The sequence below is a fragment of the Staphylococcus sp. HMSC068G11 genome (assembly GCF_001815825.1).
Lineage (GTDB): Bacteria > Bacillota > Bacilli > Staphylococcales > Staphylococcaceae > Staphylococcus > Staphylococcus epidermidis.
Window position 1 is genome coordinate 422,743 of record NZ_KV822098.1, and the last position, 23,549, is coordinate 446,291.

Annotated in this window: 23 protein-coding genes; 6 read left to right on the forward strand and 17 right to left on the reverse strand. The window is 32.6% G+C overall.

Features of this window, described 5'->3' with window-relative positions:
• Positions 1 to 77: 77 nt before the first annotated feature.
• Genes HMPREF3058_RS10210 through HMPREF3058_RS10235 form a run of 6 tightly spaced genes read right to left on the reverse strand, consistent with a single transcriptional unit; the run spans position 78 to position 6,015 of the window.
• Positions 78 to 1,922: a monovalent cation:proton antiporter family protein gene (locus tag HMPREF3058_RS10210; protein WP_002491637.1), complete on the reverse strand. Its 1,845-nt coding sequence runs from the start codon at positions 1,920 to 1,922 to the stop codon at positions 78 to 80.
• 9 nt (positions 1,923 to 1,931) lie between these two features.
• On the reverse strand, positions 1,932 to 3,317 hold the full coding sequence (gene mgtE, locus HMPREF3058_RS10215; RefSeq protein ID WP_002491619.1) for a magnesium transporter: 1,386 nt from the start codon (positions 3,315 to 3,317) through the stop codon (positions 1,932 to 1,934).
• A gap of 24 nt (positions 3,318 to 3,341) precedes the next feature.
• Positions 3,342 to 4,196 carry an RluA family pseudouridine synthase gene (locus HMPREF3058_RS10220; RefSeq protein WP_002486575.1) on the reverse strand — a complete coding sequence of 285 codons (855 nt, stop codon included), beginning with the start codon at positions 4,194 to 4,196 and terminating at the stop codon, positions 3,342 to 3,344.
• Positions 4,193 to 5,002 (reverse strand): NAD kinase, encoded by an 810-nt coding sequence (locus HMPREF3058_RS10225; protein WP_001829306.1) that lies wholly within the window; start codon positions 5,000 to 5,002, stop codon positions 4,193 to 4,195. The genes HMPREF3058_RS10220 and HMPREF3058_RS10225 overlap by 4 nt, the downstream gene beginning before the upstream one ends.
• Before the next feature lie 13 nt (positions 5,003 to 5,015).
• Positions 5,016 to 5,651: a GTP diphosphokinase gene (locus HMPREF3058_RS10230; protein ID WP_002457168.1), complete on the reverse strand. Its 636-nt coding sequence runs from the start codon at positions 5,649 to 5,651 to the stop codon at positions 5,016 to 5,018.
• Between the two features lie 16 nt (positions 5,652 to 5,667).
• A complete protein-coding gene (locus HMPREF3058_RS10235; RefSeq protein ID WP_002457169.1) occupies positions 5,668 to 6,015 on the reverse strand; it encodes a UPF0738 family protein in 348 nt (115 codons plus the stop codon).
• 284 nt (positions 6,016 to 6,299) lie between these two features.
• On the opposite strand from HMPREF3058_RS10235, the gene HMPREF3058_RS10240 reads away from it, so the two are divergent.
• The 3 genes from HMPREF3058_RS10240 to yjbH all read left to right on the forward strand — a co-directional run bounded on the left by HMPREF3058_RS10240 (position 6,300) and on the right by yjbH (position 8,157).
• Positions 6,300 to 6,890 carry a CYTH domain-containing protein gene (locus HMPREF3058_RS10240; protein ID WP_002491624.1) on the forward strand — a complete coding sequence of 197 codons (591 nt, stop codon included), beginning with the start codon at positions 6,300 to 6,302 and terminating at the stop codon, positions 6,888 to 6,890.
• Between the two features lie 81 nt (positions 6,891 to 6,971).
• On the forward strand, positions 6,972 to 7,337 hold the full coding sequence (locus HMPREF3058_RS10245; RefSeq protein ID WP_002457171.1) for a truncated hemoglobin YjbI: 366 nt from the start codon (positions 6,972 to 6,974) through the stop codon (positions 7,335 to 7,337).
• 22 nt (positions 7,338 to 7,359) lie between these two features.
• Positions 7,360 to 8,157, forward strand: a complete 798-nt coding sequence (gene yjbH / locus HMPREF3058_RS10250; protein ID WP_001829256.1) for a protease adaptor protein YjbH — start codon at positions 7,360 to 7,362, stop codon at positions 8,155 to 8,157.
• Between the two features lie 463 nt (positions 8,158 to 8,620).
• Here the strand turns inward: yjbH and pepF are convergent, their stop codons facing one another.
• From pepF to spxA, 4 genes are all read right to left on the reverse strand, one after another.
• Positions 8,621 to 10,429 (reverse strand): oligoendopeptidase F, encoded by a 1,809-nt coding sequence (gene pepF, locus HMPREF3058_RS10255; RefSeq protein WP_002491603.1) that lies wholly within the window; start codon positions 10,427 to 10,429, stop codon positions 8,621 to 8,623.
• Between the two features lie 49 nt (positions 10,430 to 10,478).
• The gene (locus HMPREF3058_RS10260; protein ID WP_002502029.1) at positions 10,479 to 11,459 is read right to left on the reverse strand and encodes a competence protein CoiA; all 981 of its coding nucleotides are present in this window, start codon (positions 11,457 to 11,459) and stop codon (positions 10,479 to 10,481) included.
• A 95-nt stretch (positions 11,460 to 11,554) separates the two neighbouring features.
• A complete protein-coding gene (gene mecA, locus HMPREF3058_RS10265; RefSeq protein ID WP_002491607.1) occupies positions 11,555 to 12,277 on the reverse strand; it encodes an adaptor protein MecA in 723 nt (240 codons plus the stop codon).
• A gap of 353 nt (positions 12,278 to 12,630) precedes the next feature.
• Complete coding sequence (gene spxA / locus HMPREF3058_RS10270) at positions 12,631 to 13,026, reverse strand: transcriptional regulator SpxA (RefSeq protein ID WP_001829294.1); 396 nt, start codon at positions 13,024 to 13,026, stop codon at positions 12,631 to 12,633.
• Positions 13,027 to 13,316: 290 nt separating this feature from the next.
• On the opposite strand from spxA, the gene trpS reads away from it, so the two are divergent.
• Complete coding sequence (gene trpS, locus HMPREF3058_RS10275) at positions 13,317 to 14,306, forward strand: tryptophan--tRNA ligase (RefSeq protein ID WP_002446070.1); 990 nt, start codon at positions 13,317 to 13,319, stop codon at positions 14,304 to 14,306.
• A gap of 54 nt (positions 14,307 to 14,360) precedes the next feature.
• On the opposite strand, the gene HMPREF3058_RS10280 is transcribed toward trpS, so the two are convergent.
• The 5 genes from HMPREF3058_RS10280 to opp3b are packed head-to-tail and all read right to left on the reverse strand — an operon-like array spanning position 14,361 to position 20,052.
• Complete coding sequence (locus HMPREF3058_RS10280) at positions 14,361 to 16,004, reverse strand: peptide ABC transporter substrate-binding protein (RefSeq protein WP_002446069.1); 1,644 nt, start codon at positions 16,002 to 16,004, stop codon at positions 14,361 to 14,363.
• 23 nt (positions 16,005 to 16,027) lie between these two features.
• Positions 16,028 to 16,969: an ABC transporter ATP-binding protein gene (locus tag HMPREF3058_RS10285; protein ID WP_002446068.1), complete on the reverse strand. Its 942-nt coding sequence runs from the start codon at positions 16,967 to 16,969 to the stop codon at positions 16,028 to 16,030.
• Complete coding sequence (locus tag HMPREF3058_RS10290) at positions 16,962 to 18,041, reverse strand: ABC transporter ATP-binding protein (protein ID WP_002457175.1); 1,080 nt, start codon at positions 18,039 to 18,041, stop codon at positions 16,962 to 16,964. The genes HMPREF3058_RS10285 and HMPREF3058_RS10290 overlap by 8 nt, the downstream gene beginning before the upstream one ends.
• A 14-nt stretch (positions 18,042 to 18,055) precedes the next feature.
• Positions 18,056 to 19,126, reverse strand: coding sequence for an oligopeptide ABC transporter permease (gene opp3C / locus HMPREF3058_RS10295; RefSeq protein WP_002446066.1), 1,071 nt, complete (start codon positions 19,124 to 19,126; stop codon positions 18,056 to 18,058).
• Positions 19,126 to 20,052, reverse strand: coding sequence for an oligopeptide ABC transporter permease (gene opp3b, locus HMPREF3058_RS10300; protein ID WP_001829338.1), 927 nt, complete (start codon positions 20,050 to 20,052; stop codon positions 19,126 to 19,128). Before opp3b ends, opp3C begins: the two co-directional genes overlap by 1 nt.
• A 240-nt stretch (positions 20,053 to 20,292) precedes the next feature.
• Here opp3b and HMPREF3058_RS10305 point away from each other — a divergent pair, with 240 nt between their 5' ends.
• Positions 20,293 to 20,664, forward strand: a complete 372-nt coding sequence (locus HMPREF3058_RS10305; protein WP_002491618.1) for a DUF3899 domain-containing protein — start codon at positions 20,293 to 20,295, stop codon at positions 20,662 to 20,664.
• 70 nt (positions 20,665 to 20,734) lie between these two features.
• On the opposite strand, the gene fabF is transcribed toward HMPREF3058_RS10305, so the two are convergent.
• Positions 20,735 to 21,979: a beta-ketoacyl-ACP synthase II gene (gene fabF, locus HMPREF3058_RS10310; RefSeq protein WP_001829324.1), complete on the reverse strand. Its 1,245-nt coding sequence runs from the start codon at positions 21,977 to 21,979 to the stop codon at positions 20,735 to 20,737.
• A gap of 11 nt (positions 21,980 to 21,990) precedes the next feature.
• The gene (locus tag HMPREF3058_RS10315; RefSeq protein ID WP_002476523.1) at positions 21,991 to 22,932 is read right to left on the reverse strand and encodes a beta-ketoacyl-ACP synthase III; all 942 of its coding nucleotides are present in this window, start codon (positions 22,930 to 22,932) and stop codon (positions 21,991 to 21,993) included.
• Positions 22,933 to 23,211: 279 nt separating this feature from the next.
• On the opposite strand from HMPREF3058_RS10315, the gene HMPREF3058_RS10320 reads away from it, so the two are divergent.
• Positions 23,212 to 23,406: a YjzD family protein gene (locus HMPREF3058_RS10320; RefSeq protein ID WP_002491659.1), complete on the forward strand. Its 195-nt coding sequence runs from the start codon at positions 23,212 to 23,214 to the stop codon at positions 23,404 to 23,406.
• Positions 23,407 to 23,549 lie beyond the last annotated feature (143 nt).

Consider the following 23,549-nt stretch of genomic DNA (forward strand, 5'->3'; position numbering starts at 1 on the left):
TTTAACTTTTTATCTTAGATAAATAATAACAATAACGTACATAACCGAAACCTTATAAAACACAAACAATGCCGAGTTTAATAATAAAATTCCAATTCTTGCTTTAATTCATCTACATATTCTTTAGTTCCCGTCACAATCAAACGATCTTTATAGCGTAACTGTGTATCACCATGAGGTACGATTGAATCATTATCTCTTATAATACGAACAAAAATAATATCGCCACCAAATGGGAAGTTACGTAATTGAATATTTTCATATTGATAATTTAACATTTGAATTTCATATAGAGATGTTTCTACATTACTTAATAAATTCAGCATATTAGGTGTTTCTATTAAACTTTTTAGTAAGATTTTATTACTTAAATAATTACTAAACACCTCTATACCTTGATGTTTCAATGTTGGATCTTCGTTTGTACTTTCAAGTCGACATATAACACGTTTAACACCGTGGTTTTTAGCCATTAACGCAACGCTTTTATTTATCTTGTCATCATTCGTAGAACATACAACAATATCTCGCTCGAAAAGTCCCAAGCGTTCTAGTAAATCTTCCTCGTAATCTGCTATTTCTATCATAGTAATATCGTCAGAGAGCTTTCTACTATCACTCAAATCTTTTCGATAGTATAAAGAAATATCATATAACTGAGAAGTTAAATTTTGTGCTATTGGAATAGTTAATTGATTCTTACCAATCATACTTACTTCAATGCGGCGTCCCACTTCATTAGGAATTGGGAACATCTTCTTGAATATCACGGGTACGAACACACATGTGATTACAGCACTAAGAATTAAAATGCCGGAAGTTTCCGGAGAAATCGCTTTTAATTTTTCAGCAATTTTAGCCGCAGCTATAACAAGTGATAAAGTTGATGTAAGCAAGAAAGCAGATGCAATGGTAGTTTTAGTGTCAAACCAGCGTCTAATGTAAAATACTGGTATCAGTTTTGAAATGATAAATGAAAAAATGAGTACAGGTATAATGAGTAACAACGACGGTTCTTTAATTAAGCTCGGGATATCTAAATCGACGCCTACCATGATAAAGAAAATTGGAATAAAGAAACCATAACCAAAGGAATCTAATTTTTCTACCATCTCTTCATTAGGTTTAAGTAAAGAAACAACAACACCGGCAAGGAATGCACCTAATATGTATTCAGCACCAACACCTTCAGCAAGTGCTACTAATAAAATAATAAGTGCAAATACCGCTCTAATACCTATTTGCGTTGTACCATCCATTAACTTTTGTAAGAAGGACATACGTTTAAATAACACACCGATTACATAAAAGACAACTGTAAATACAACTAAAATACCTGTAAGCCATATCGTACTACCACCTTCACCATAAATGGCACCATAAACAGTTAGTAAAATCATGGTAAATAAATCTGCTAATACAGCTACTAGTAAAATAAATTGTCCTATCGTTGTACGCATAATGTTCATTTCTTTAAGGGTTGGTACTACAACTCCTAACGAAATTGTTGAAATAATAATCACCATTAAAAGGACATCATTAACCAATCCTAACCATTTAAATGCAAAAGCTAAAACAACGGAAATCATCATAATAAATGCAAATACTGTCAGTGCCAGCTTAAGATGACCAGGTACATCCTTTTCATGTTTATCTTCTCCTTGTCTTGGACGTGAATCCTTTTTAAATGCATTAAAGTCAATTTCCAGACCACTTAAAAACATTAAAAAGATAAACCCAAGCGTAGATAAAATATTAAGAAATGCATCTCTTTCCACTAAATTGAGAAAAGAGTGTCCTATCACTATCCCCATCAATATTTCAGCTACAACAACAGGAAGAAAGTTTATATTAAAACGATGCACAATGATCGGAGTCATAAATGCAGCTACGACGACTATAACTAAAGATAAGAATTCCATATGACCTCCTTATGTTAGGTATGACATGAATGATGTAGCTAATCCAAAATAAATAAGCATACTCACAATGTCATTAATTGTTGTAATAAAAGGACCACTTGCAACAGCAGGATCAATTTTACATTTGTTCATTACTAGAGGAATCATTGAACCAACCAATGTACCTACTGTCATTGCACATGTCAAACTTCCACCTACTATTAAAGCTAATAAAGGTTGTCTGAATATAACCACAATAATTAAGAAAAGGATAGCTGCACATACAATACCAGATAATAAACCACTTCCCGCTTCTCGCAATGCAATCTTAAATTTACTCTGTTCATTTATTTCCCCAGTAGATATATTACGGACAGAAACAGCTAATGATTGTGTACCAGAATTTCCTGACATACCGCTTATAATTGGAATAAATGCTGCAAGTAATGCCACTTGAGATAATGTATCTTCAAAACTACCTAATATAGTAGCAGTGATCATACCCAAAAATGTTAACACAATGAGCCATGGTAACCTTTTACTCGCCGTTTTAAACACTGAGTCACTTGTAGAATCAATGTCAGATACCCCAGCTAATCGTGAGTAGTCTTCACTTGCTTCTTCATCCATAACATCCAGGATATCATCAATGGTAATAATACCTAGTAAATGATTTTGATAATCTACAACTGGAACTGCTATAAAATCGTAGTCTCTCATTAATTGAGCGATATCTTCTTGGTCATCACCGACATTAGCACTGATGACACGTTCACTCATAACATCTTCAATGTATGCATCATTCTCAGCTACAATAAGATCTCTAAGTGATAGAACACCAACAAGTTGTTCATCTTCATTTACTGCGAATATAACATATATTGTTTCAGCATCAGGCGCTTGTTCTTTTACGTGAATTAACGCTTCTTTAACAGGTGTAGTTGATTTTAAAGAGATAAACTCCGTAGTCATTATACCGCCGGCAGTATCTTCTTCATAATGTAATAAAGCTTTGATTTCATTAGCATTATCTTTGTTCATTAATGTTAGCAAACTCGCCACTTTAGGTTTAGATAACTCATTTAAAATATCTACCGCATTATCATAAGACATTTCCTCTAAGACATGACTAGCATAGGTAGCGTCCATATTATCAAAAAGACTCTCATAATCATCGTCATCAAAGTCTAATTGATCAAAGAAATTTGCTACTTCTTTGGGTGATAAAAACTCAAATATTTTTTGTCTATTTCCATCATCCGTATCTTCAAAGTATTCACTTTGCTCATAGTTATGTAATTCTAAAAATTCTTTTCTGAATTCATTTATATCATTTTTATCTAATAATCGATCAAATAATTCTTTATCATATACGTCTTCACGAACGTTGTCTTTCATTTCAGTTTCGTTAGACATGTTAACACCTCCAAAACATATTTATTATACCATGTTGAATAATTTAATTAATTGTTTGTAATCAACATTTATCAGATAATGAGACCTGTATATGGGGTGGATAAATTCGACTGAACAGCAATGTAACGCTTGTCCATGAACACAAGGATGATTTCCACCGTACAAATCATCACCAATTAATGGATGACCAATATACTCAAAGTGAACTCGAATTTGATGCGTTCTTCCAGTAAGCAATTTAATCTTACATAAACTAGCAGTCTCATTTTGCATAAGCTTTTGATAGACTGTTTTTGCATACTTCCCCTTTTCATTAACTTCTCGCTTAATGATACTATCACTCAGCCTTGCAATAGGCGCTTCAATAACACCTGAAGATTGTGTTTGGCCATAGGCTAAGGCGACATATTCTTTTTTAAATTTTACCTTTGAAAACAAATGGTGTACATGTCCAAATTTAGCAAATACAACTAAACCTGAAGTGTTTCGATCAAGTCGAGTCACAATATGAGGATTTATTTTTTCGCCTTTTTTTGTATAATAAGCAAGCACTTGTTCTACTAAACTGCCATGGGGGTGTTCTCTAGAAGGTGCACAATTTTGCATTTGTGGCTTGTTTACAATTATCAAATACGCATCCTCATAAATGACTTCTAATTCCTTATCGTAGGGAATCAAATTCTCACTTGGTGTTTCACTTGGAAAATGAACTTCTAATCTATCACCTTTGTCCATAACATGTCTGACAGTTACAGGTGAACCGTTTAATAGTAAAGCGCCATTTAATTTAATGGCGCTCAACGTGCGTTTAGAATAATCTTGATTTTTCAAAAAAGTTTTCACTGGTTCTGACTGTACAATTTGATATGTTAAAATCATCGTTCATCATCACTAGAAATAAATGAGTCATGTACCCTTTTCCAAAACGGAAATGGACGGAATCTAGCAAAACGCACTTTCTCATTAGCAACTCTATACTGTATTGCATTGACGTTTTTGTGCTTAATGCTAACATGATCGATTGTGGTTCTAATCGTATCGTGATTTACCGGCGTAATTAAACACGTATGATGTTTAGGAAGTACTAATGGCGAGCCTACCGTTCTAAACACTCTATTATTAATAGATGCAATTTCAGCAATTTGCATCGCTTCAAGTGATGGATGTATGAGCGCACCACCTAAAGCTTTATTATAAGCTGTCGAACCCGAAGGTGTAGATATACACAACCCATCTCCTCTAAATCGTTCGAAATGTTTACCTCTTATATTGACGTCTACAACCAATGTTGAGCCATTTTCAGTTTTCATTGTTGCTTCATTTAAAGCAAGGTATCTCGTTTCATAACCATTATCGTTATACCTGACTATTAATTCTAAGAGTGGATATTCAATAACTTGAAACTCCGAATTATTAATTTCAATAATAAGCTTTTCAACTTCATGAGGTAACCAATCTGCATAAAATCCTAAATGACCGGTGTGTATCCCGACAAAAGCAACTTTGGATAACATATGACTATATTGATGGAAAGCTTGTAATAACGTTCCATCTCCCCCAACTGAAATGACAATTTCAGGATTTTCGCTATCTTCTACCATTTGAAAATCTTTCATATGATTGATCATTTTATGCTTTAATGCATTTGATTTTGAATCACCTTTAGTAAGGATTGTATAACGCATGATTTACACCTCATTAGTCATTTTCATGTTTCTTAGCACGCTTTTGCGTGTAATACTTTTGCGCTTCTTGAATTTCATCTTTAATTTCGGACATTTCTTCATCTAATAAATATGCCGCTTCTGCTGCTCTCTCTAAACGATGTTGAATCTCATCTGGATATGCCCCATCATATTTATACCTTAATGTATGTTCGATTGTAGCCCAGAAGTTCATTGCTAAGGTTCTGATTTGAATTTCAGCCAATATGTGCTTTTGTCCACTGAGTGTTTCAATAGGATATTTGATTATCACATGATAAGAACGATAGCCACTTTCTTTTGTATTTCGAATGTAATCTCTTTCTTCTATAACCTTGAAATCTTGACGTTGTCTTAATATATCAACAACTATGTCAATGTCATCCACGAATTGACACATAATTCTAAGACCAGCAATATCGTACATTTCTTCATGTAAACAATCAAAAGGGATACCCCTTTTGTTCGCTTTGTCTATAACGCTTGAAATAGGTTTTACCCTTCCAGTCACGAATTCAATTGGAGAATTATGTTCTCCCACTTCGTATTGTTTTCTTAATCCTTTAAGTTTTACTTTTAACTCATCGACAGCTTGCTTATATGGCGTTAAAAATTGATCCCACTGGTTCATTTTGTTTCACTCCGCTTCACTCTAGTTCGAAAGTTTTTTCAACAGCTGAAACAAACTCCTTACCATAGTTATTGTTTCCTTCTATGTTATTCAAAACATAATCTAATTCTTCTTGGAAATGCTTAAGTTCTAAATGATTATTAATAATGATTTTTTTATCTCTATTCTCATGCAACATCGACCATGTTTCCTGAACAAAAATCAAATATGAATATGATTGTCCATCATCTAAAAGATAAGCAAAACCATAATTATCACTATCAACAAGCATTTGACCTACCTCTTCTAATCCTTCTGTAGATTCCTCTGAGAAGCAATAAACGCCATCATCTTTTAATTTAATTTCATTTATGTAAATACGCATGCTTGTTTCCTCCTTATTCCATACTAGTTTAACATATTACAACCTATCAAAACACGCTACAACTCACAGAAAAAATCTTCTAGTCTCTCATGTTTTTATTGCTATCATTACTCATTCTTTTATGATGATTTAGTAATTACCACAATCTATTTATCTTCTAACTCACCTAGCCAATTTAAGTTTCAACTTTTACTTATAGTGTTTGACTTTAATTATAAATCAAAATTCGTCATAATAAGACGTGCTAAATTTACAATAGCTAAAACATGATAGAGGTGACTTTTATGTCTATGAATAATGAGATTGAATTTAAACAAATACTAGATCAAGATACTTACTCAAAAATCTATGAACTCTATTTCAAAAATCAATCACCTTTTAAGCAAACTAATTTCTATATCGACACAGAGAATTTTAAATTAAAGCAACATCAGGCTGCTTTGCGTATAAGAGTCAAAGATTATATGTATGAAATGACTTTAAAAGTCCCTGCTGAAGTTGGATTAACAGAATATAATCACTCAGTAAATATAGAACCTAAACTTGATATGTCACTTCAACTCTCTCAATTACCCAAAGATATTAGAAATATTTTAGAAAATGACTTTAATATTTTAGAAAATGAGCTTAAAGTGTTAGGAAACTTAACTACCTATCGTTTAGAAACTGATTATCAAAATGAATTACTAGTATTAGATAAGAGTGAATATCTCGGCAAAACTGATTATGAATTAGAGTTTGAAGTCCATTCTTATGATGAGGGATATTCAAAATTTAAAAGTTTACTTCAATATTTTAATCTTCAACATCAAAAACCCTTGAATAAGGTGCAACGTTTTTTTCAAGAAAAACAAAATGTAAGCAATAAAGAGTAACAGTTGTCGATAAGGCAAATTACTTTTAAATGTAAAAATTCATGTTATATTAGATATATATTAATGGAACACGGTGATATTATGTCTAAAACACCATATGAGTTGATTGGTCAAAAAGCCTTGTATCAAATGATTGATCATTTCTATCAACTTGTCGAGAAAGATTCTCGTATCAATCATTTATTCCCAGGCGATTTCAAAGAAACCAGTCGAAAGCAGAAACAATTTTTGACACAGTTTCTTGGAGGTCCTGACTTATATACACAAGAACATGGTCATCCCATGTTAAAACGAAGACATATGGAATTTACAATTAGTGAGTATGAACGTGATGCATGGCTTGAGAACATGCATACTGCTATTCAACACGCCGAACTTCCTGCGGGTGTAGGCGATTACTTGTTTGAGCGATTAAGACTTACTGCACATCACATGGTAAATTCCTAAATTTAATTGTAGGTGAAAATACATGGCTGAAGAATTAAGAATCATGGAGAATAAGAGTCGTGAAGATACTAATCTATCACCTGTTAGCAAAATAGAAATCTATTCTTTTTTTGATCCTTTTAGTAAAGATTGTTTTAAATTATCTGCAATCTTATCAAAATTAAGAATTGAATATAATAAATATATAAAGGTAAGACATATTTTAAACCCTTCTTTAAAGGTATTAACTAAGTGTCAAGCTCAAAGTACTTCGGATTTTGACAATATTGCACTTGCCTATAAAGCCGCTGAACTTCAAGGTCGCATCAGAGCAGAAAGATTTATACATTTAATGCAAAATGAAATCATTCCAAAACGTGATATTATTACCGAAGATATGATTTCTGATTGTATTAATAATGCCGGTATTGACTATCAAGTTTTTAAAGAAGACTTGCAAAAGGACAAGTTGACTGATAGCTTGAAAGTTGATCTTCACATTGCAAGAGAAATGGAAATAGAACAAGCTCCCTCACTTGTTTTTTTCAGCGAAAATGTTCATGAAGAAGGTTTAAAAGTCGAAGGATTATATCCTTATCATATCTATACTTACATTATTAATGAGTTAATGGGACAACCTATAGAGAAAAATCTTCCTCCAAAATTAGAATACTACATTCAAAAGAAACAACTAGTAACAATGGAAGAACTTTTAACGATTTATGAATGGCCTGAAAAATTATTAAACAAAGAATTAAAGAAACTCACACTTCAACAAAAAGTTGAAAAATTGCAATATCCAGAGGGAGAATTTTGGAAGTCTAAAATGCCTCAGTGTTAATGATAGATATGATGAGAGCTATACAAATTTCATTTTGAAAAATAAATCTTAATTACGATAGCGTGGACTCTCGAGTATAAAAAGAATATTTCACACTTGTTTTTAACTCAGTTATCTATAAATTAAAAAATCGCCTATGACATGAATAGTTGTCATAGGCGATTTTTAATATTTACTGATGTATTTTTTCATTAAAAATATACACAATAATGTATATATGATGTATAGCAACAATTTTTATATTCAATTTAAAAATTTTCAAATAAAAAAACGCCGTGTCTGATTACACGACGCTAAACAAAGGGGATGGGAGAAATTTTTCACTTCAAACAAAGGGGTATGTTTGTTATGTGATTAATTTCATGTTCATAATATAACACGGTAAAATATCCTTTTCAACCCTTGTTTATTCATAAAATCAAATTGTCACAATCTGTTCATATTGTAAGCGAATTCAATTCTGCTAAGCTTTCATTAACTTTTCAAAAGCATCTAATTTCTGCTCAAATACTTCACAAGCTTCCTCTATTGGTTGAGGTGTTGTCATGTCAACACCTGCATTTTTTAATATTTCGATTGGATAGTTTGAGCTACCCTTTTTTAAGAATTCATTGATATAACGTTCAACAGCAGGTTGACCCTCAGTTAAAATTTGATGACTTAAACTTTGCGCCGCACTATAACCAGTAGCGTATTGATATACATAATAATTCATATAGAAATGAGGAATACGTGACCATTCCTTACTGATATCTTCGTCAGTTTCTACCGCTTCGCCGAAATACAATTTATTAAGTTTAGCATATTCTTCATTCATACGATTTGGCGTTAACGGCTCCCCAGCTTCTTCTATTTGATGTATTTTATGTTCAAATTCAGCAAACATTGTTTGACGGAATAGTGTTGCTCTAAATCGTTCTAATTCTTGATTAAGTAACAATAGACGTCGTTCATCATCTAAATGTTTGTCCATGTAGTCACTAAGTAAAGCCTCATTACAAGTTGATGCAACCTCAGCGACAAAGATTGTATAATCGCTTAAATTTGATGGTTGATTTTGTCTACTAAAGTAACTATGTGCAGAGTGGCCAAATTCATGTACTAAAGTATATAAATCAGAAACAGTGTCAGACCAGTTAAGTAATATGAAAGGATTAGTTAAATGCCCACCAGATGAATATCCGCCTGAACGTTTACCTTTATTTTCATATACATCGACCCAACGATTATCTAAACCTTCTTTAACCACGTTTAAGTATTCTTCTCCCATTGGCTCAAGTGCTTTTAACATCCAAGATTTTGCCTCTTCATATGGCATTTCAAATTTAACATCTTTAACAAGTGGTGTATAAAGATCATACATTTTTAAATCGTCTAAACCTAATAACTCTTGTCTAAGCTTCGTGTATCTGTGTAATAATGGTAAGTATTTATGGACCGTTTTGATTAAGTTATCGTAAACAGCTTCTGGAATATGATTATTACTTAAAGCTCTTTCACGTGCTGAACGATAATGATGAGTTCTAGCATTAAATACATTTTTCTTAACCTCACCAGCTAAAGTAGCACCTAGTGTGTTATTATGCGCACCGTATGCTTTATAAACATTTCTAAATGCAGAAGCTCTTAACTCACGATCATCAGACTCTAAATACTTGATAAATGTACCTTGTGTTAAAGGATAAGCTTGACCATCTTTATCTATAGCATCTTCAAATTCCAAATCTGCATTGCTAAACATTCCATATACATTAGAAGGCGTAGAAAGTGCGTCTTGTGCTTCTGTTAATAACTTTTCTGTATTCGCATCTAATATATGTGGACGTTTCTCATTAATCAATTTCAAATCGAATTCATATCGTTTTAAATTATCATTAGAATCGATAAAAGATTGAATAGTAGCTTCATCTAGTTGTAAAATTTCAGGTACTAAAAAACTCCATGCAGAGCTATATTTAATAACAAGTTGATGTGCACGTGCTTCTAAACCGGTATACTTATCATTTGCAGTATCTTGATCTTGTTTTAAATGTGCGTATACATATACCTTTTCTAATTTTGTACCTAGCTCGTCTTCAAGACTTAGCGCTTCATATAGTGTTTCGGCACTTTCACCAAGATGACCTTTAAATTTTTCTTCTTCACCTATTTTAGCTTCAATACTTTTAAAAGCTTCTTCAAATGCTTCATCGCTTTTAAATATAGTTGTTAAATCCCATGTATATTCAGGATATTTACGTTCCTGTTCTTCTCTTGTTAATTGTTGACTCATAATGTAAACCTCCTTAATAATCTAATAGCTTAATTTTCTCATTTTAGCACTACTTTTGCACGTTTAAGCCTTCGTGTTCATATAAATAATCAAATTCACGTAAAATAGTGTTTAATATTTGACGTTTGTCGTATTGAAACGTTGCAAACACCCTAAACTTAACTTTACTAAGAAGTTGTTTACATAATTCATTATCATTTAATGTTCTTCTTAGCAACAGATATTTTAATTGCCATTCTATTGGATGCGTTATTATATATATTTGATGTGGTACAACATATCCTAATTTAGAAATTACATCAGAATCACACATATTTAATTGATACATGGCACTGAGTGTAGGTTCTAAAACACTGTGGCGCTTTCTACAATAGTTTATATAACGTTGTATATTAGAAGCAGACAACCTAAAATTGGGAACATTATTGGATTGAAAAGTCATATTTATTATATCCTCTAATTTTAAAACTTTTCTTTGTGCAACAAATTTTTTACCGCCTACATGTTGAAGATGACTATATAATATTAATACAAACTTTTTTGAATCCCATGTTACTAATGTTCTATTAATTGGATGAATAAAAACACTTTGAAATGGTGATAATTTAACGTATTTATCTTTCAAAGGAACATCTTTAATAATCCAAATCACATTCAAACCTATTCGCTTTAAACCAGTTGTTCGACGAATAATTTTACTGATACTTATTTTAGAAAATTGAACTTCAATTGCAATTTTTTGATTAATCACAATATCTGGATATTGCAAAACTTCTTTGCAATAAGGTTCAATTTCCACGTTGAAATTCAAAGCTTTATAAATTCTTGCTAAATATAACTTTGCTTCATAATGTTCAACTGATTCTGATTTTGAACAGTGGTGATTAAAACGTGTTTTATGCGCAAAGTGGGCTATTAAAGTCATCCCTTGCTTGAGTATCACCTCAGACTTACAGTGAGGACATTGATATTTATCAAATTTATTTGCATGTTGCGCTAAAATTTTCTGACCTTGCTGATTGATTGCCATTAACATTTCTTCACCCCATTATTAATAACGGAGTACATCATAGTTTTACTTTTTAAAATTAAAAAAAGTGCCCAATGGCACCTTTTAAATCATTATTATTCATTTGTATCAGTAAAGTATTTACGTACTTGAGAAGTAACATTGTGACTCATAATAATCTTAGCGTAGTCGTTTAAATATATATTTGTTTTATCAGTTGGATAAGCAAACTCCAATAACTGACTATAACTATCGTTAATCATCTCTTGTGAAACCGAATCATCAAAATGAATTGAGTAATAATATTTATTATCAATCATATATAATAAATCTTCAAATTCATCAGTGTTTTGATTATTATGATAAGCATAGTCGATAACTTGCTCTAAATCGTCAAATTTCACTATAATATTTCTCACATTTGATGGCTTATGCGCACGTTTTTGTTGTTTATCTTGATGGTTTTTCTTTTGTTGTTTACGTTGTTCAAATAAATCTTCTAAACTTTCTTCACCTTCAAGTGTTTGAGCCAATAATTCATTTACCTGATCATCAAACTGATGATTTGTATCATCGTCTGACATATTCATAGCATCTTCATTTTTTGATTTAGAAATTGTCACTTCCACACCCTTTTCAAAAGCGTGTACTTGAATCCAAAGCGGACCTTCAACTACAAAATCCTCTTCTTCATTAATTTCATCCATCATTGACCAGAAGAATTCTTCACCACGTTTACGGTTACTCCATAGGTCTTCACGACTAAAACCACGTGCTTCAATGTCACTATATGTTATAAACAATTTTACTGTTGTATCATCAACACGTTCTATTCTCATATCATCTCACTCCTTACAGTCGATGAATAGTAACCATATTGTATTAGAACGGAGGTTAAATTACAATTTATTTGTTTGATTAAATTTAACTATTATTCATTTGGACATCTATTTTAACATATTCCCTGTTTTTATAACAAAAAACTTACTTTTAATAAGATTATATATAAAAGAGCCTAGGACCAAAAAGCCCTAGGCATACTTTAACGAATGGCAATCGATGACTAAATTGTTAGTACGCATATGTTGAGCGTTGTTCAACACGATTCTTCGTTACCAAAGTGGAAGAACAAAATCAGCAATAATTCTATTCCACTCTCAAATATCTTTCAAAGAAGTTGTTAATATTATTGTTAATCAACTAAACGTTGCGCTTCTTGTAATTGGAATGTACGTACTTTTCGTGGTAAGAAACGACGAATTTCATCTTCGTTATATCCAACTTGTAAACGTTTGTCATCTAAAATAATTGGACGACGTAACAAGCCAGGATTATCTTGAATGATTGAGTATAAATCTTGTAATGGTAATGAATCTATATCCACATTCAATTTTTGATATGTCTTAGAACGTGTTGAAATAATTTCGTCAGTTCCATCTTCAGTCATTTTTAGAATTTGTTTAATTTCATCAATTGTTAAATGTTCAGAAAAAATGTTACGCTCCGTATACGGAATATCATGTTCTTGTAACCATGCTTTCGCTTTACGGCAAGATGTGCAACTTGGTGAAGTAAATAATGTTACCATACATCTCACTCTCCTATAGAATGAATTTAATTCATTATTTCAAAATTATTTGTTAATTAAAGAAATTAAGTTTTTAGCTTTCTTAATCTTACACTTATTATTATAAATGACTAAGATTAAAATTAAATGAGAAAAACCTAATTTTTCTGAGAAATCTTAAAAATAAATAAAAATGTATACCTTTCTTTAATGATATACCCAGATATAGATATTTTAACACAACTTACAAATTAACGAAATACTGTTATAATGATACATAAACAATCTTAATAAGAAAGTAGGCATCTAATATGGAAACTTTATTCTCAGGAATTCAGCCAAGTGGTATTCCAACAATTGGTAACTACATCGGTGCATTAAAACAATTTGTAGATGTTCAAGATGACTATGAATGTTTTTTCTGTATCGTAGACCAACATGCTATAACGGTACCACAAGACCGCTTAAAATTACGCAAGCAAATACGTCAACTCGCAGCAATTTATTTGGCATCAGGTATTGATCCAGATAAATCGACTTTATTTATTCAATCTGAAGTCCCTGCACACGTGCAAGCTGGTTGGATGCTTACAACAATAGCTTCTATTGGTGAATTGGAACGTATGACGCAGTTTAAAGACAAAGCTCAGAAACGAGCAGATGGCGTACCTGCTGGTCTACTCACTTACCCACCATTGATGGCGGCTGATATCGTGATTTACAACACTAACATTGTTCCTGTTGGTGATGATCAAAAGCAACATATGGAACTGACACGAAATTTAGTAGATCGTTTCAATAGTAGATACAATGATGTATTAGTAAAACCAGAGGTACGAATGCCTAAAGTTGGTGGGCGTGTGATGAGTTTACAAGATCCTACTAAAAAAATGAGTAAAAGTGATGATAATCAGAAGAATTTCATTTCTTTATTGGATGAACCTCATGTCGCTGCCAAAAAAATTAAAAGCGCTGTAACAGACTCTGACGGTATAATAAAATTTGATCGTGAGAATAAACCAGGCATTTCAAATTTACTTTCAATTTATTCTGGTCTAACTAATGACTCTATTAAAAATATTGAATCTAAATATGAAGGTGAAGGTTACGGTAAATTTAAAGGTGATTTATCGGAAATCGTTAAAGATTTTCTTATTAATTTCCAAGAAAAATATGCAAGCTTTTATAATTCTGATGACCTAGATGATATTCTAGATAAAGGTAAAGAAAAAGCTCAAAAAGCTTCATTTAAAACATTGAAAAAAATGGAAAAAGCAATGGGCTTGGGTCGAAAAAGATAATACTATATAATATAAAAATGCCTCGGAAATAATTTTCGAGGCATTTTTATACTCCTATTTACCTGTCTCCCTATTGATTGATTTATCAATATAGACATGTTTAAGCGTCGTTTCAGGCCCTACTTTGTGATATTGTAATCCTTTTACTTGCGGATTCGTTAAGTGTGCCTCTCCTTTTTGATAAACAGGAGCGACTGGCGCTTCATGTAATAAGATATATTCCGCTTTTTGTAATGAGGTATTACGTTCACCTGGCTTTCGTAAAAGCTTGCTGTTGGCTTCTTTGAGTAATTGATCGTATTCTTTATTACTCCAATCTGTATTATTCTGTGCATTATCTTTGGTCATTGTTTGAAGAAATGCTGTTGGATCAGGATAATCAGGACTCCAACCTGAATAACTTGCTTCATAGTTATTTGCTAATTCTAAAGTAGTTTTTTGTTTAAATGGCATTTGTTTAATTTTGAGTGTCACACCTGGTAAATTCTTCTCAACTTGAGATTTTATATATTCTGCAGCAATTTTTGAAGCAGGTGTATCCTGTGTGTTCATCGTAAAAGTAAATTTATTTTTTCCTAATTCTTTTTGTGCTTCTCTCCAATTCTTTTTCGCTAAATCAGGGTTGAATTTTAATGGTGATTTGATGGTTCTTGCAAAATCTTTGCCATCCGGAGTATCGGCAGTTCCTATACCAGTAAAATTATTTGATGGTAGCGAACCATCATTTAAAACAGAATTGACATATCCTTTTTTATTTATTGCTTGAGCTATAGCCAATCTTAAATGCTTATTTTTAAATTCAGGAACTGTTTTTTGATTCATTTTAATAAAGAATGTTGCTGCTGTTAAACGATAATTCAAAGCAGATTCTCCTCTATATTTATCAACTTGTTCAGAAGTTATAATAGTATCATCGACCGAGCCAGTATCATATAACGATGCACCTGCTTGTTGATCTTTTAATACTTTATAGTTCACTTTATCTAATTTTACATTCTTTTTATCCCAATATTGTTCATTTTTAACTAATTGAATTTTATCTTCCACTTTCCAATTTGTTACCTCAAATGGTCCATTGTACACTGCTTTTTCAGCAGTTGTACCATATTGTTCTCCAAACCTTTTAGCAACTTTCTCATTTTGAGGATTAAATGTATTAAGTGCTAATAGTTCATTAATATAAGGTACAGGTCTTTCTAAATCAACTTGTAATTGATATTTACCTATAGCCTTGATACCCAAATCTTTGACTGATTTTTTACCTGCATTAACTTCATCTGCATTTTTTATATCACTCATTATGTATGCAAACTCAGAAGCCGTCTTAGGATTAACTACCTTTCTCCACGCATATACGAAGTCATATGCAGTTACCGAATCTCCATTGGACCATTTTGCATTTTTTCTTAAATTAATCGTAAGTGTTTTGCCACCATTACTCTTCTTTGGAAAAGATGTTGCAATGGCTGGCTCAGCTTTATCCTCTTTATTTAAAGTATATAATCCTTCAAATGCTTGAGCTGCTATATCACCAGAAACAGCATCTGTGATTAATGCAGTATCAAGTGTCGTCATATCTTGTGAAATGACCTTCCTAAAAACTTGCCCCTGATCTGAATATAAACTCTGCTTATTACTACAAGCAGATAAAACTATGCATACACTTAATAAAATGATTAAGCCTTTCAAACTTTTCATCTTTTAATTCCCCCTTTCTTAACTTATTTAACAGACAAACCATACTTTTGTTTCAATTTAATTGCTTCGTTTTGAGTAGAAAATACATAATGTTGTGGTCTAATTTCATTTAATTGTCTTTGTTCATTAAGCTTTGCATCTTCATGATATAAAACACGTTGACGATTTCTCTCAACATCAGGATCAGGCTGTGGAATGGCACTTAATAATGACTTAGTATAATCATGTAATGGATATTTATAAATATCATCAGCCGGTCCAATTTCTACAATTTTACCGAAGTGCATTACTGCAATTCTATCGGAAATATATTTCACCATTGATAAATCATGAGCAATAAACATTAAAGTAATATCACGTTCACGTTGTAGCTTTAATAAAAGATTAACGACTTGAGCTTGAATCGATACATCTAATGCTGATATCGGTTCATCTGCAATAATAAATTCTGGCTCTACAGCTAATGCACGTGCGATACCAATACGTTGTCTTTGTCCGCCTGAAAACTCATGTGGATAACGATTCGCGTGTTCTTTACCTAAACCAACTGTTTCTAAAAGGTCGTATACACGTTTCTTTCGATCCCGCTGACTACTAGCAAGTTTGTGAATATCTATTCCTTCAGCTACGATATCCATAACCTTTAACCGAGGATTTAGAGATGCATATGGATCTTGAAATATCATTTGAATTTTTTTATTAAACTTCAATCGCTCTTTACGTTTTCTAATTTGATGAATATCTTTACCATCATACTCAATTGCACCATCAGTAATATCATTTAATTTGATAATGGCTTTTCCAGTCGTTGATTTACCACATCCAGACTCTCCTACAAGCCCTAACGTTTCCCCTTTATAAACATCAAAACTTATATTATCAATCGCTTTAACTTCATTATGTTTACCTTGATTAAAATATTGTTTTAAGTTTTTAACTTGTAATAATACATTTTCATTACTCATTAAAAGCCACCCTCTCTACTCTTTGTGGTTGTTTATAATTATTTGGCATTGTTCTTAATCGTTTTTGAACCATTGATGGTGGCGTAACTTTCGGAGCTCTTGCATCTAACAACCAAGATTTTACAAAATGAGTGGGTGACACTTTATACCAAGGCGGTTCTTCCTTGAAATCAATATCTAAGGCATATCGACTTCTACGTGCAAAAGCATCACCAATAGGTGGATGAAGTAAATCTGGTGGTGTACCTGGAATTGCAATTAAATCCGTGTCATTACTGGTTGTTAAATCAGGCATTGAAGAAAGTAATCCCCATGTATAGGGATGTTTAGGATCATAAAATATTTCATTCACATCCCCTGTTTCAACCATCTGTCCCCCATACATTACGGCTACTTTGTCCGCAATATTTGCTACAACGCCTAAATCATGCGTAATAAAGATAATTGAAGTTTCAATCTTATTTTGTAGTTCTTTCATAAGATCTAAAATTTGAGCCTGCATTGTCACATCTAAAGCAGTTGTAGGCTCATCAGCAATTAATATTTTAGGCTCACATGCCAATGCTATTGCAATAACTATTCTCTGACGTTGTCCTCCTGAAAATTGATGTGGATAGGCTTTAAATCGTTTTTCAGCACGAGGTAACCCAACTAAATTCAAAATTTCCAATGCTCTTTGCTTGGCCTTTGCTTTACTTAATTTCTTATGTTTAATCAGAGGTTCCATGACTTGCTTTCCGATTTGCATTGTTGGATTTAAAGAAGTCATAGGATCCTGAAATATCATTGAAATATCTCGACCTCTTAGCTGTATCAGTTCTTTTTCACTTTTCTGAGCTAAGTCCTCACCTAAAAATAAGATTTCTCCCTTTTTTATTCTTCCTGTATCTTTTTGAAAAAGTTTTGTAATTGCCTTAGTTGTTACAGATTTTCCAGATCCAGATTCTCCAACAATAGCTAACGTTTCCCCTTTATTCAAATGAAAATCCACGCCTCTGACAGCTTGCACTTCTCCTGCAGCAATATCAAAGGAAACGTGCAAATCATTTACTTCTAATACCGTTTCTGTCATTATTTTTACCTCCTTTATTTTCGCATTTTTGGGTCGAATGCATCACGTAGTCCATCACTAAATAGATAGAAGAATAAAATCAATAAACTTAAAATGATTGCTGGAATAAATAATTCATGAGGATGTATCAACAACATTGCACGTCCATCATTGACAAGAGATCCTAATGACGTCTTAGGTGCAGGCACCCCTATTCCAATAAAGCTTAAAAATGCTTCGAAAAATATTGCACTTGGAACGGTAAACATTGATGTAACGACAATAGCTCCTAAAGTGTTAGGTAGTATATGTTTAAAGATTAACTTGAATTTAGAAGCACCCAATGTTTGAGATGCCAAAACAAATTCTTGATTTTTCAATTTTAAAAATTCTCCACGTACCACTCTACTCATCCCCAGCCAGCCAGTAATTGACATAGCTAATATAATAGTCCAAATTGAAGGTTCAAAAATAAGTACGAATAAAATAACGACAATTAAATTGGGTATAGAAGCAATAATTTCTAAAATCCTTTGCATCACATCATCTACCCTGCCTCCAAAGAACCCAGAAATGGCTCCATATACAACGCCAATACAAATATCTAATAATGCAGCAACTACACCAATATAAAGTGAAATTTGCGCACCTTTCCAAGTACGTGTCCATAAATCACGTCCAAGTTGATCAGTACCAAACCAATAGTTTTCTTTCGCACCTGCTTCTTTGTAAGCATTTTTACCGTCCGTACCTTTACCGTCAAAAGGTAAAAATGAAACATGATCTAATAATGGTATTTTTGCTGGGAGATTACGATGATCAACATTCTGCTCAGCAAAATCGTGTTTATTCATTAATGGTCCTATAAATGCCATAATAACTATAAGCAACAAACCTATCATTCCGATTACTGCTAATTTATTACGTTTCAATTGTGACCAAGCATCTTGCCAAAAATTCTTACTTTCACGCGGCATTTCCGGCTCTTGATTCAAGTCTAAATCTCTAATTATAAAATCTGTATTCGAAATATCATTACTTGTATGTGACATCGTGCCATTAGAAATATCGCCATTAATGTTTGTAACATCTTCTTTATTACTCATTATTTCTTGCCCCCTTGCACACGAATTCTTGGATCGATAACACCATATAAAATGTCTACAATAAAGATTGAAACAATAAATAAAGTACTGAATAATATCGTAGTAGCCATGATGACTGAAAAATCATTTGTAGTTATAGAACGAACAAATTGATCACCTAAGCCTGGAACACCAAAGATATTTTCAATTGTTAATGTTCCTGTTAATATACCTGCTAACATAGGTACAATGATTGTAATAATAGGAATTAATGCATTTCGTAATGCATGTCCAAAGAGCACTTTTAAAGTAGAATTTCCTTTAGCTCGAGCTAAAAGTATGTAATCTGAACTGAGTACTTCAATCATTTCAGCTCTAATATATCTTGCAACAGTTGCTAAAACTGTAGCTGATAGTGCTAGAGAAGGTAAAATAGCTGTAGAAAAACCTTCCCATCCTGCAACTGGAAACCATTCTAACTTAACTGCAAATACATACTGCAATAAAACTGCTAAGACAAATGACGGCACTGATACTGCGATAACAGAGATAATTGTTGTTGTATAGTCTACCCATGTATTTTGTTTAGTAGCAGCAGCAACACCTAATACTAAACCTAAAACAACACCAATAACCATAGCCGTTATTCCCATCTCCATTGAAGGTATCAATCGTGGTTTAACTAAATCCCACACTGGCATATTATGATATTGAAATGAGTTGCCAAAATCACCTGTTACTACATTTTTCAAATAATTAACATATTGTAATGCTACTGGATCATTCAAACCGTACTTTTCATTTAATATTTCTTTTTGTTGCGCATTAAGTTTTGTGTCATTAAACGGAGATCCTGGCATTAATTTCATTAAGAAAAATGTAATTGTTATAACAATAAATAACGACACAAACATATAACACAATCGTTTCAACACATATTTAGTCATATACACCCTCCTAAATTAAAGAATATTCAAAATTGACATTCCCTTCATAATTTTCAGAAATATTAATCTTTATTATATCTATAATATTTATACAATTGCAATATCATTTTGCATTACAGTACTATAGTAAATATAGATAAATGACTTTTTTGTTTTATTCTCTTACTTTTGCAATATAAAAATCCACCCTTTTCTAATATTAAGTTAAAATACATCTAGCATAGATAGGAGGTTTCATTAATGTCCATAAATTCTTATTTGATTTCGTCATTATTTACGCCAGTTTTATCAATAATTATATGGTTATTTTATTCAAATCACTTTATAAATTTAATCAATATCTTATTTTATACATCATTCATTATTTTTATAGTTGCTTTCCTTATTTTACTCATTCAAGAAGGAATATTTGATGCTACAAGCTTTGGATTTCGTCGTTTAAAGTATCAACTTTCCTCAACTAAGAAAAAACGTATGATGAAAAATGACCACTTTTTCAATCCGCAAAAAGTTAAAAAAGAAAGTTATATAATTTCCCCATGGGTAGTTCCAACATTGATTGTTAACCTCACTTATATAATTGTGAGTATCGGAGTATCCTTATTATTATAAAAAAATCTTCAAGTGAGTAGCTAAATTAATAACTCATCACTTGAAGATTTCTGTTTACATTTATTTAATTTTAGTCTTCAAATTTCTTAAATACTAACACTGCATTATGTCCACCAAATCCTAAACTATTACTCATTGCATAGGTAATGTCTAAGTCTTGGGCTACATTCGGAACAATGTCCAAATCACATTCTTCGTCTGGTGTGATTGCATGTATTGTAGGGGCTACCTTTGAATCACGAATTGATAGAGCAGAAAAAATAGCTTCAATTCCACCTGTAGCACCTAATAAATGTCCAGTCATTGATTTAGTTGAACTTACTTTTAATGACTTCGCAGCATCACCGAATGTATTTTTAATCGCTTGAACTTCATATAAATCTCCAACTGGTGTACTTGTGCCGTGTGCATTTAAATACTGTACATCTTGAGCTTTGATTCCAGCATCATCTAAAGCAGCTTGCATAGCTCTTGAGCCACCTTCACCTTCAGGCGCAGGTGCTGTAATATGATGTGCATCGCCAGAGGAACCATAACCTACAACTTCAGCGTAAATTTCAGCGCCTCTCTCTTTAGCTGAATCTAATGATTCAAGTACAACAATACCTGCCCCTTCACCCATAACAAAGCCATCACGGCCTTCTTGGAATGGTCGACAAGCCGTTTCAGGGTCATTGTTTGTAGATAATGCACGACTAGCACTAAACCCTGCGATTGCCATATGTGTAATAGGTGCCTCTGTTCCACCAGTCACCATTGCATCTGCATCACCACGTTGAATAATTTTAAATGCTTCACCTATTGAATTAGTCCCCGTAGCACAAGCTGTTACTGTAGAACCATTAGGCCCTTTAGCACCTAAATCAATAGAAACTTGACCGGTAGCCATATCAGGAATTAACATTGGAACGAAAAATGGACTTACTCGACGTGGTCCTCTTTCTACAAGTGTTGTATGTGCAACTTCGAAAGTTTCCATACCACCGATACCAGAACCAATCCATACACCAATACGGTCGGCATTTTTTTCATTAATATTTAATTGTGCATCTTTAACCGCTTCTCTTGCAGCAACCACCGCGTATTGTGTAAAACGATCCATACGGCGAGCTTCTTTTCTATCAATGTGGTCTTCTATATTAAAATCTTTCAATTCACCAGCAAGATGTACATTATAATCATCAGTATCTATTCTTGTGATTTTATCTATACCGTTAACACCTTTTAGTGCATTGTCCCATGTTGTTTTAGCATCGTTACCAATTGGAGATAAGGCTCCGATACCCGTTATAACAACTCTATTATTTTTATTCATACGTTATCCTCCTATTTTCCCCATTTAATAACGATTGCGCCCCAAGTTAGACCTCCACCGAAGCCAACTAAGACTAATGTATCGTCATCTTTGATTTTTCCATTTTGCAATTCTTGATTAATACTTAATGGTATTGAGGCAGCCGAAGTATTACCATATTTATTTACTGAGACACTCATTTTTTCTCTTTCTATTCCTAATCTCTCTCTCGCAGATTCCATAATTCTAATATTAGCCTGATGTGGAACAAATAAGTCTATGTCTTCAGAAGATAAACCAGCTTTCTCAACTACACGCGTAGATGCATCACCCATAATTCTCACAGCAAATTTAAATACTTCTCTACCATTCATTTTGAGTTTGCCAGTTTCTCTATCTAAGTACAAGTATTTACCACCACTACCGTCTGAACCCATTTCATAGCTGATGATACCACGACCTTCAGCAACTTCTCCCATGACAACAGCTCCAGCACCGTCTCCAAATAATACAGCAGTAGAACGGTCAGTCATATCGGTAATCTTAGATAATTTATCAGCACCCACAACTAAAATATGTTTGTAATCACCAGATTGTATATATTGTTTAGCAGTAATCATTGAATACATAAAGCCAGAACATGCAGCAAGTTGATCCATAGTAGCAACCTTACCTGTTCCTAGTCTTTCTTGTAAGATATTAGCCACGCTTGGGAAAGGCATATCCCCAGTAGCTGTAGCAACGATAATCATGTCTATATCTTCTGGTTGAATGCCAGCATCCTCTATCGCTTTAATACTTGCATTGTATGCTAAATCAGATGTGTCTTGATCTTCGTCTGCCCAATGTCTTTCTTTAATACCAGTCATTTTAGAAATCCATTCATCTGAAGTTTCTAAAAACTGCTCAAAATAGGCATTGTCTATAATATTTTTAGGTGCATATGCACCAAAACCTTTAATACCCACATTCATGGTTGTACACCTTCTTAAAATTTTTTAATACCAGGTATTAATTTAACATATTCATGTTTTTAAACTCAAGCAGAGAGTCTCCCAATCAATACAAAACATTTCCATTATGTATTTTAACAAACTTCACTAAATACATCTTTATAATTACAACATACTCTAATTTCTTATTTTGCTTTTAATTAAAAGTATGAGATAACAACGTCTTAGATTTATACTATACAAATAAGATATTATCACTTAAAATAGAGTTAACGAATAAACAAGTGGAGGTTATATAATATGAGATACCTCATGACATTCATTTGGGCAGTATTGTTACTTCAAATGGTTAATTTCGTATTGAATAGCTTAAATAGTGGACCGGCACTAAATGTAATTAATCCAATTATTATTGCTGTCATCTTCACTATTGTTGTAGCTATTTTAGATCCAATTCTTCAGCCGTCAAAAGGTTCAAGTCAATACGAATCTTAATTCTTTAAATAATAGTGTAGGAGGACATGAATGCTTGTCCTCCTATAACGTGTGTCGAAAAGATTGATATTAATGCATTTTTAATTCAATCATCAACTGCCTTTATATTATAAAACATACTAAGATTAGCTATGAAGAAATCT